General features: G+C 33.9%; 16 protein-coding genes. All 16 read right to left on the bottom strand.

Translation table 11 applies throughout. From position 1 onward, the window contains the following. Positions 1 to 216: 216 nt before the first annotated feature. A complete protein-coding gene (locus tag ACIQXF_RS04740; protein WP_402779697.1) occupies positions 217 to 594 on the bottom strand; it encodes a hypothetical protein in 378 nt (125 codons plus the stop codon). 110 nt (positions 595 to 704) lie between these two features. Further along, entirely contained in the window at positions 705 to 1,364 is a 660-nt protein-coding gene (locus tag ACIQXF_RS04735; protein ID WP_402779695.1) for a M23 family metallopeptidase, read from the bottom strand. Beyond that, positions 1,364 to 1,645 carry a phage holin gene (locus ACIQXF_RS04730; protein ID WP_402779693.1) on the bottom strand — a complete coding sequence of 94 codons (282 nt, stop codon included), beginning with the start codon at positions 1,643 to 1,645 and terminating at the stop codon, positions 1,364 to 1,366. The genes ACIQXF_RS04735 and ACIQXF_RS04730 overlap by 1 nt, the downstream gene beginning before the upstream one ends. 17 nt (positions 1,646 to 1,662) lie before the next feature. Further along, positions 1,663 to 2,076, bottom strand: a complete 414-nt coding sequence (locus ACIQXF_RS04725; protein WP_402779691.1) for a hypothetical protein — start codon at positions 2,074 to 2,076, stop codon at positions 1,663 to 1,665. A gap of 179 nt (positions 2,077 to 2,255) precedes the next feature. Beyond that, positions 2,256 to 2,723 (bottom strand): hypothetical protein, encoded by a 468-nt coding sequence (locus ACIQXF_RS04720; RefSeq protein ID WP_402779689.1) that lies wholly within the window; start codon positions 2,721 to 2,723, stop codon positions 2,256 to 2,258. A 35-nt stretch (positions 2,724 to 2,758) separates the two neighbouring features. Continuing rightward, on the bottom strand, positions 2,759 to 3,046 hold the full coding sequence (locus ACIQXF_RS04715) for a hypothetical protein (RefSeq protein ID WP_402779687.1): 288 nt from the start codon (positions 3,044 to 3,046) through the stop codon (positions 2,759 to 2,761). Positions 3,047 to 3,081: 35 nt separating this feature from the next. Beyond that, the gene (locus ACIQXF_RS04710; protein WP_402779685.1) at positions 3,082 to 3,252 is read right to left on the bottom strand and encodes a hypothetical protein; all 171 of its coding nucleotides are present in this window, start codon (positions 3,250 to 3,252) and stop codon (positions 3,082 to 3,084) included. A gap of 2 nt (positions 3,253 to 3,254) precedes the next feature. Then, positions 3,255 to 3,536, bottom strand: a complete 282-nt coding sequence (locus ACIQXF_RS04705) for a hypothetical protein (RefSeq protein ID WP_402779683.1) — start codon at positions 3,534 to 3,536, stop codon at positions 3,255 to 3,257. Between the two features lie 14 nt (positions 3,537 to 3,550). After that, positions 3,551 to 4,477, bottom strand: a complete 927-nt coding sequence (locus ACIQXF_RS04700) for a pyocin knob domain-containing protein (protein WP_402779681.1) — start codon at positions 4,475 to 4,477, stop codon at positions 3,551 to 3,553. 189 nt (positions 4,478 to 4,666) lie between these two features. After that, positions 4,667 to 5,332 (bottom strand): hypothetical protein, encoded by a 666-nt coding sequence (locus ACIQXF_RS04695; protein WP_402779679.1) that lies wholly within the window; start codon positions 5,330 to 5,332, stop codon positions 4,667 to 4,669. 78 nt (positions 5,333 to 5,410) lie between these two features. Further along, entirely contained in the window at positions 5,411 to 5,722 is a 312-nt protein-coding gene (locus ACIQXF_RS04690; RefSeq protein WP_402779677.1) for a winged helix-turn-helix domain-containing protein, read from the bottom strand. Between the two features lie 135 nt (positions 5,723 to 5,857). Further along, positions 5,858 to 6,061 carry a hypothetical protein gene (locus ACIQXF_RS04685; protein WP_402779675.1) on the bottom strand — a complete coding sequence of 68 codons (204 nt, stop codon included), beginning with the start codon at positions 6,059 to 6,061 and terminating at the stop codon, positions 5,858 to 5,860. Then, positions 6,058 to 6,372 carry a hypothetical protein gene (locus ACIQXF_RS04680; protein ID WP_402779673.1) on the bottom strand — a complete coding sequence of 105 codons (315 nt, stop codon included), beginning with the start codon at positions 6,370 to 6,372 and terminating at the stop codon, positions 6,058 to 6,060. The genes ACIQXF_RS04685 and ACIQXF_RS04680 overlap by 4 nt, the downstream gene beginning before the upstream one ends. A 16-nt stretch (positions 6,373 to 6,388) precedes the next feature. Further along, positions 6,389 to 7,498: a hypothetical protein gene (locus ACIQXF_RS04675; protein WP_402779671.1), complete on the bottom strand. Its 1,110-nt coding sequence runs from the start codon at positions 7,496 to 7,498 to the stop codon at positions 6,389 to 6,391. Positions 7,499 to 7,576: 78 nt separating this feature from the next. Continuing rightward, a complete protein-coding gene (locus tag ACIQXF_RS04670) occupies positions 7,577 to 7,723 on the bottom strand; it encodes an XkdX family protein (protein ID WP_402779669.1) in 147 nt (48 codons plus the stop codon). A gap of 2 nt (positions 7,724 to 7,725) precedes the next feature. After that, on the bottom strand, positions 7,726 to 8,115 hold the full coding sequence (locus tag ACIQXF_RS04665) for a hypothetical protein (RefSeq protein ID WP_402779667.1): 390 nt from the start codon (positions 8,113 to 8,115) through the stop codon (positions 7,726 to 7,728). Position 8,116: the final 1 nt, after the last annotated feature.

Here is an 8,116-nt window from a genome sequence, read left to right as displayed (position 1 = left end):
GTGACGGATAGGATCGTCAAACTGACGGATAGGATCAACGAACTGACGGATAGAACAATCGAAACGACAGATAGAACAGTCAAAGAGACGGATAGACCATCCAGTAACGGAAAAGGTCGTCGAACTGACGGATAGAACAGTCAAAGTGACGGATAGACCCGCGGAAATGACGGATAGGACCATCAAACTGACGGATAGAACCTGATTGCTAGGTTATTACTTTATCTTTTCCTCAGCTTGTTCGCTCTTTCCTTGGCGATAAATACGCAATAAATCAAGCCCAAGTAACAGCAAGATAATATAGAAAATAGGGCTGTTAAAGGATAAACCTATTTGTGACTCGCCACCGAGTAATATTAGAACAATCCAAAGCCCGACAGTATACAATGTTAAAGCAACATACGCTTTTTTAGATAGCTTTTTATATCTACCTTTGTCCGTTACTATTTGTACAATGACAAGAGCAATTAATAGGATAAGAATAATTTTTTTAGTTAAGAGCGCAGCAATTGTGGTATCGGGGAAAAAGTCATTGACGAATAGTAAGGTGAAAAATACAAGAATACAAAAGTTAAGAATAGTTGAAAGCCTCATGCCATATCTCCTTAGTTGCAATTTTCTTCACCATTGTAACATGATTCTGCTGGATAAGAATGAATTTATGTTATATTGAAAATTTTCAAGGATAAAATTATGTATCAAATTTATTTTTTGTTTAGTGAATCGTTATATCTTTTTAGCATCGTTGCAAATTGCTCGCGTGTTAAAAAATTTTGAGGGTTTGAGCCATCGGTAATGCTTTGGCATTTTAACCATTCCCATGCTGCATTATGCGTTTCAGAGGCTTTTCGAGGAGGGAAAATAGCTTGTTTTGTTTTTAAAGCCTCCTCAAGCTCTTTTATTTTATTTAGTAATTCAGTGTATTGTGACATCGTTAATTCTCCTTCATTCGTTAATGTAATATATTTCATAGGGTCAACAGCATTTGGTTGACCTTTATCCCAAAGTCCGTTATGAATTTCGAAATGTAAATGTACTCCAAATGCTCGTCCCGTATTACCCATAACACCAATTTGCTGTCCTTGCGCTACTCTTTGTCCTACCTGTACACAATAGGAATCTAAATGTGCATAATTCGTTTCATATGTTTTGCCGTTAACCGTATGCTTAATCATCACGATATTACCATAGCTGCTTAACACCTGTGCTCGACTAATGACTCCAGCTGCACTTGCATAAATGGGAACCTTTCCTGTTGATGCAAGATCGACACCTTGGTGCCATTCGTTTCCATAGCCAATATTTCTCCATCCAAATTTACTCGTTAATCTCGCATTCTTCACGGGACACATAAAATTTGCCATTATAGATCATCTCGTTTCGGTTTTTTATATGTCAATGCTCGTGACGAGTCGCTCAAGCTAGCAGTTGTAGGATCTAAAATTGCATTATATGTACTTACAGCCATCAAAGCTAATACGTATGGATTAGAAGCTGCATTTACGATTAAGCCCTTTACACTATACCAAGTCGTCAAATCGGCTCCTGTAATACCATAATAGGCGAATAGAGGGGTAATAATTGATAATCCTAACGTAATCCAAAATTGAGGATTATGGATGCGAACTTTCCAATTGATTTTCATAGCTATCAATTCCTTTCTTATAGTCCTAGTGATTTTAAAATTAAAGCGCCAATTATAGTTGTTGGAATGAGTATCCACCAATGAAGGTATTGCTTGATCATGTCACTGATGGAAATACTGTCCTTTGCGGATTCCTGCTTCAAATCATCTTCAATGCTGTCCACTCGTTTTCCAATACCTTTGACATCCTCTTGTAATTCCACCTGGGACATATTTAATTTCGTTAAATTCTGATTGATATTATTAAAAGTTTTATCCATTCTATTTAATTGTATTTGCTGATGTTTATTCATCTCCTGCTGTTGTTCAGATACTAATGTTAAGCGATACAATAATTCATGATTACCTTCTAATTTTGAAATTCGGTTTTCTTGATTCTTTATTTCAACTTCCACACTAGCCAATCTCTCACCAAATTTTTCATTTTGCATGTAATCACCGACTTTTATAAATTAAAAAGAGTAGGCGAGAATTAACTCACACCTACTCTAGTAAACTGTAGTATATTAATACGTAAATTACTTATTTATGCATTATTTATTAGGTTAATTTGTATTAATATACATTCATTTTTAAATAATAAATATGTGTCTTTTATTAAGAAGTTAAACTACCGAATATATTCACTCGTACCACTAAATTCATCTATATCTGATTTTAATTCATCAATTAATTTATCCATGCGTTCACGTAAAGTTATTTCATATAAGTTAGCCACTTCTTCTACATTTTCATGGTACTGATTTTTAGAGAATGATTTTGTAAATGGTAATTCTTTAGGGAAATACTTGAAAGAGTCACCGATATTCAATAAAACCTCTTCACGTTCAGTAGTAGTTGGTATTTCATTAAAAGTAGGATTTCCAGAATCATCTAATACAGGCTCTCCATTTTCATCGACAATTGGAACTTTAGTTACTCCGTTTTCGATAACCTTTTTAGTAAATTTACCTCCAACATTTAAAATCTTTTGTCCACGATCTGATACAGCTTCTAAAAATTCTGGTGATTGTTCAACAATTTCAAATGTAATAGAATAAACATTCTCTTTAATATCTTTAATTACACGATACTTCATAAATAAATTCCTCCGATAATTATGTATTTTATTGATTAGCACTTAGAATGACTTGAAATGTCTTCAACCATTATTTCTTTGACCATCCTTTGATAAAGACGAATTATTTCTAGCATTTCTTTTTGTGAATATCGTTTTGTAATAATATTACTTAGACGTTCATCGTGCAAAGCAATTTCAACATAACGCTCAATTTCTGTTTGATTGTTCGCTTCTACTTTCTTCACGATAGGGGTAATTACTTGATAAATATCTTTCTCAATTGGAAGTTTAGCTGATTGGATTGTTTCATTGTAATCTATGTATTCTACTTGTACTGACATTATTTCACCTCCATTTACTGAACAATATGGAACTACTAAGACATAGCATTGATTGTTCGATTAGCAATTTCAATTTCTACTTCACTTCTAATTGCATATTCACCAGAACCGATAGTTTTTGTTTCAGGCACTTCTTCAACTGGTATTCGTTCAGCCATTACAAGAGTTGCGTATGATTCTACTAATTTATTTTGAATAATATTCATACTTAAATAACCTCCAAATCAATTAATAAATTCACTATTTCTATTTCACGTTCAGCCTTTTTTACTTCGTCCTGTGATGGCTGCAGTGCTGATAAAAATCCATCTTCTAAAAATTCATCCTCTGTTTTTCCTTCGATCCAAGCACCATCAAACCATCTAGCTTTATACAGACCGTTAGGAGGACGTAAAGTTATAACGTTATCTTCTTGACTATCTTCACTATCAACGACGATTACTTTTTCAATAAATCCTTCTATATTAATAATTCTAGCTTCTACTAACATACTACTAACACCTCCTATGCTTGATAGCTAATAATTCCGCGCACCTTATTGCTTCGTATCAAAGATGTGCTTGGTAATCGTAGAAAATTTCCTGTGTTTGGCATATAGTCTATTATTAGATGTGAAATTTCTAGTTTATTAGTATCGAAATTTAGAATAGGTATCACTGACGATAAGCTTGACAGACCGTAATCCAAAGGTAGATTAGCTATTATACTTGTACTCGTATCACCTACTACAGCATCAATAGCTATTGTAACAATTCCAATATCGTTTTTAGTGTATTTAAGAGTTCCTGACCAACCATTAAGAAGTGTTCCATCTATCCAATGCACATTGTTACTAACTAATTTATCATACATTTGTTTATCAGGTACTCTAGTCCAAGCTCCCCAATTTCCACCATTCATACTACGTTCATATGTCGGGAGAGATGTGTCCGTAAACTGAATCACCCTCTGTACAATGTATTGATTATTATGAGCAATTACTTCTCCCATAAACCAATGTTCTGTAGGGGTTCCAGTAGGAGAATTAAAAGTATTAGAACCCATATACCACCCATTGATCAAACACTTATTCCAGTCTGATGTTTGAACACAGGTCTGCGCCAACCTACCATTATAAGTGGCATCAAAAGCATAGTTCCAGTTGCTTTTATGACCCTCCGTAACGTGTATTTGTTGGTTGTTCATGTGATTTTCTGTTGTCTGTTCAAGTTCTGCCAAATGTTCAGTAGTCGTATTTCGTAAAGATTCTAAGTCTTCACTATTTGCTTTTTCATCAACTTCATTTTTCAATCCTTTAACTGCTTCAGCAGAAATTGCCTTATCAACTCCACCAGTAGTTAAATCGTTTACGATAGGGGTCTTTAATTTTTCAAGTTCTTGCTTCATACTTTCACTTAAATTTTCATATGAAGTTTGATTACCAGTGTACATTTCATCAACTCCTTAAAAATACGCTACCCATTAAGAGTAGCGTTAATTAAAATGGAAATATTATTTAATTTATTAAAAGAAAAGCATCCTCAAAAAAGAGGATACCTTTATAAATATTTGATATTAAATTTTATATTACTTACTGAACAATATGGAACTAATATTTATTCGATTTCTAGATACGAGAGGTTATCTATTCGCAAATTTCATTTCGATTTTTTTTATTATTTCATATGCTTCATACATAGGTTTACCTAAAAACTCTATATCTTCAATTGTAGTCAATTCGATATTATTAGTTAGTTCGAAATATTCACAACTGTACAAGTCTGTAAACAGTTCTATGTCATCAGGATCTAAATAAGGAATTACTATGAATATATCTTTCACTGCGTTTTCAATTGAATTATTGGCTTCTAAGATTCGTTCATTCCATGTCATCGGCTGAAATGCTCCGTTGAAACTATTTGAATAAGTTGAAGGGGTTATAAATTTTAATACTTGCTCATAGTTATATGCGTTATCCATTTGAATTCCAGCAACCTGAAAAATAGGTAAATTTGCATCGAACATACTCTGTTTCAATGAGTTAAAATTTGACACGATTTTATTAGCTCTTGTAAAAACTAGTTTGTAAGCTTTTTTCTTGTGGATTTTTTCTGTTCTGTGAACAGTCAAATAATAAAACCAGTACGTTACAAAATAGCCAATGGATAAGTTAAATAACACCTCCCCTATTTCAGACCCCAAATAAAATCGTTCTGGTACACTCAGTAAAAGTTGTCTAGTTAAAATAACCAATACTGATATTATCAAACCTATTGAAAGCCAGAAAAATATATCTTTAATCTTCACACAAAAACCACCTATTTTTTAGATGATTTTAACATATTTATCTGCATTTTTTTCTATTAATGAAATAATCTATTATATTCAAATGAAACGCAATAATAAAATACTTAGAAGGTAACCTTTCCCTTCTTCTGTAATACCCCAGCACCCATGACTAACGTTATATACATACCCTTTCGAAACTAAGTTTCCTTTTGCTGATTGCACTCTGTTCTCCCAGTGATTTCGACCATCTCTCATTTTCAAATTCCATTGTTTATTGGATAACCGAAATCGATTCCCCAAAGCATTATACATTTCAGTGGTATAACAAGCTTGTTTAGATTTAAAATATAATTCACAGAGTAAAGGTGTATAAATTTCAGAACACGATGGCAATATTTTTTTTGACATTGCACATCCTCCTTTTCGTTTTATACACCTATAGTCCACCTCCTTTTCCAACTGGTTATATTTTTATTCTCTTACTCTTTTTTAATCATCTCCTTCAAATTATTTATCAAACTCATTCTATTTTGTCTTCCTCGACTATATTAAACTGTCAGATGGCTTATAATCTCCTGTAAGCGCAACAATTTCACGCTCTGCTATTTCTAACTCTACGTAGTTCTGTAGTTCTGTCGGTTTAACATCTGCAACCATCCTTACTTCACCCATAATACTTGTAGCATAGGCTTTTACCAAACGTTTTTGCACTAACGTCAATCCTTCAAGATGTTTTTCTTCTTTCATTGTATAACCCCCAATTCAGTAAGCGTGGTTAGTATCTTAATTTCTAGTTCTGCATCTGAGATTTCAGATGGAGTAGGCTTTAGAGATTCTATTAATAATTTAGATTCACGTTCAGCTCTTTCTTCTGCTGTTTCTCCTTCAACCCACTTGCTACCATCCCATTTACGTTTGTAGAACGATACGTCTATAGGTGGACGAACAACTATCACATTCCCATCTACGTATTCATCAACAGAGGATACTACGTATGAATCAATAACAAAGCCATTATCATCTACGATGTACGCAATTCTATCAATAGCTTCTTCCATTTTATACACTCCTTTATCATTCTACATAGAAAGTGATGTTACCATCAATGTCAGTATTCGCTGGAATTGCAACAGGGGGGGATTGCATTATAACAATACCATTAGTAATGGTTACAGGTATAAGTCTAGCTACACCACTAACAAAACAGAAACCATGACCAACAACAGTAGCCCTCAAATTTCTATAACCAACAGGTAGTATCTCACACAGTTGATATTGTGAACTAGTTGCGAGTTGCTGACTATTTTTTACTGCGAACGAAAGGACAGCCACGTTACCAACTTTGCCAACGGATAATTTACTTGTTGCTTCAGTAGTAAATGGGGCATTAGGTGTTAAGCCCATCGGTGTCGGTGCTATGTTATCGTTCACTTGTTTAAAATTCGACTGCTGGTTCGGAGTAGTATCAGGTGCTGTTGCAGTAGAATCTATTTCTAAAGTTATTTGGTCTAGAATGTCGAAAGGATTACCGTTATTAGTCAAGAACTCTAACTCATAATATAGAGGTATATTTCTAGATTTCTTAGTAATAGTGAAATAAGGAGTAGTATTATTCACGACTCTTACAGGAGAGTAGTTAAAGAGCTTCCCATTCTGGGTAGCCATATTAGGTATATTAAATTCCTGACTGATACCACCACTATCCTTATCACGTTGTACGTATATCTCAACAACACCGCCACCTGCAGCAGTAACAGCCGGTACATACGCGTGGTTTGTCCGTATAATTAGAGTGCCTGTAAGGACAACGTTAGGGAACTTGAATGTAAGTTTTTCAGCGTTAACATCATTAGTCCATGTTGTAGGATTGAAGTACCTAATTGCATGATTGTTACTTAGAGCAAGAACACCGTTAGCGTTAGGCTTTCCTATTTCTATTTCTGACCAATCAGCGCCATTATTGATTCCTAATTTATCGTTAAAGTAACGGATACCATGTGCACCATCTTCACTAACCACACTTTCTGCCAAATGTTCAGTAACTTCAGTTTTTAGATCATCAATCTTTTGATTGATTTCTGTTAAATCTACCACCTCTCCATTTTCTCCAATCATTGTTTCTAACTTGCGTTGCAATGAAGGTGCAAAATCATGCCATGTTGTTTGATTTCCTTTATAAGCCATTTATTATTTCACTCCTTTTTTCACAAATAAGTAAACGCTATTTTAATCATTAGCGTTTACTTAGCAATAGTGGAACTGCTATTCGACATCAGCATTGTATTCTTCATTAGTTATTTCTTTATATTGCTTTGGTGTTATGGCTTTTAATTGAACGTATTTCTGTAATTGATCCTTCCTACACCAATTTTTCTCATATCTTTCTTTCAACGAGTCTAATAACGTCATTATTAATTCGCTCCTTCTATGAGTAACATTCTCAATTCTAAGTCTGTGATTTGTTGTCCTTGTTCCATCGACTCAATTTCTCGTTCAGTCATCTGTTGACCTAAGATTTCTGTATCTGCAAGTTTAATGTATTGACTTTTAATATCAATTAACTCACTAGGTAAGACATCTCCACGGTTGTAGATGCTTCCTTTGGAGTCTATCAAATGTTTTTCTTGTTCATCCAAATTAATAATAAGAGTGTCAACAACCATGACACCTATTTCATCTTCATTCCAACCTTCTAAGTAGCCACCAACGAATTCAATTTTTTGTGATTTCACATCTGTTATATTGTCATAAAAATCATGTATGACACTATTACTCTTAAAATACAGTATAGCAACTGGCATG

It is taken from the genome of Lysinibacillus sp. NPDC097231 (assembly GCF_044761885.1).
Lineage (GTDB): Bacteria > Bacillota > Bacilli > Bacillales_A > Planococcaceae > Lysinibacillus.
Note: the sequence above shows the minus strand (reverse complement) of the source record. Positions and strands in the feature narration are given on the sequence as shown.